The sequence below is a fragment of the Microcystis sp. LE18-22.4A genome, assembly GCF_027531105.1.
In the GTDB taxonomy this organism is placed as follows: domain Bacteria; phylum Cyanobacteriota; class Cyanobacteriia; order Cyanobacteriales; family Microcystaceae; genus Microcystis; species Microcystis aeruginosa.
In genome coordinates this window covers 1-1258 of sequence record NZ_JAPZRB010000360.1, presented here as the reverse complement: position 1 = coordinate 1258, position 1258 = coordinate 1, and the positions used below count along the sequence as shown (strand labels likewise).

At 42.1% G+C, this 1258-nt stretch carries 2 protein-coding genes; both read left to right on the top strand.

The window, feature by feature from the left end; all coding sequences use genetic code 11:
- Nucleotides 1-299 precede the first annotated feature (299 nt).
- The gene (locus O9295_RS27885) at nt 300-500 is read left to right on the top strand and encodes a hypothetical protein (RefSeq protein ID WP_502846509.1); all 201 of its coding nucleotides are present in this window, start codon (nt 300-302) and stop codon (nt 498-500) included.
- 505 nt (nt 501-1005) lie between these two features.
- The coding region (locus tag O9295_RS16225) for a helix-turn-helix domain-containing protein (RefSeq protein ID WP_288033847.1) at nt 1006-1258 on the top strand (253 nt) is incomplete at its 3' end.

The following is a 1258-nucleotide window of genomic DNA, read 5'->3' as shown; positions in this document are numbered from 1 at the left end:
CGGGGATCGGGGGAAAATTCAGGTACTTTTTCCCTGAAAATTAGGTAGTTGACCACCTCAAAACTGGTAAAACCCCACACCCCACACCCCACACCCCACACCCTGCCACCACCGAAAAGCTTTTTCAGCAAACCCTATTTATTTTATGCTTAGATCAGTTAAACAGGATGCCCTTGGCGGTGGTTGCCCCATGACTACCCGCCTTACGTTGGTCGATACTTTCGGGCTGTTAATAGCGGTAAAAGTCGTTGCCGCTATTGTACAGGAGCGAGAAGGAGCGAAACAAATTTCCCTTGAATATGAAGCAACAACCGGGCAAATATCCGCGATTAATCCGCATTTTTGTCGATGGAGGATTTTCGGGGGAGAATCTGATGCGTTTCGTCATGGACAGCTTCGGCTTCATTTTAGAGACGGTGCTACGCTCGGCAGGGGTAAAGGGATTTGAAGTCCTACCCAAGCGTTGGGTGGTGGAGCGCACTTTCGGTTGGTTTAATTAGGGCTGGCTGAATAATGGTAAAACCCTTTTAAAATAAGGCTTTTGACCTGTTAAAATCCGATGTTCATGCTGCGAATATAGGATTAAGACCTTCAAAAACCTTGCATTATCCTTCTTTTAGTACATAAACTGGTACAAAAAAAGGGCAAGAAAGCCTGAAACGACCGGCTACTGACGACCGACGACCGACTCCTAACCCCACCAACAAACTTTTTCAGCAAACCCTAATTATTGGCGACGATTAAGCAAAGACTACGAGGTTTTACCCGAAACTTCCGAGGCGTTTGTTTATCTCGGCATGATTCGACTCATGTTGAGGCGGCTTGCCTAGACGACTACGCTACCCGTGACCCTTTTCAAACATCCTCTAATAGTCTTTTAGTAGACCTCTTGCATAATTTTTTTATGGTATAATGGAGGGTTTTGCTTTTTTCTCGATTTTTAGATTGAAGTGGAAAAAAGAATAAAATGTGATCTTAGGTCAGGAAATCATCTATAATTTTGCTATGTTTATTAGCAAAATTATGGATTATCAAAACTTATCAGATGAACAATTCAAACGCCGTTTCGGTGTGTATAAACAAACCTATAGAAAGATGGTAGAATCAGTAAAAAGTCTTGAAGCCGACTCTAATTCACCATCTAAAAGGGGACCGAAACCTAAACTATCTATAGAAGAACAAGTTTTAGTAACGTTAGAATATTGGCGAGAATATAGAACATATTTTCACATTGGTACAAGCTGGGAACTATCAGAAT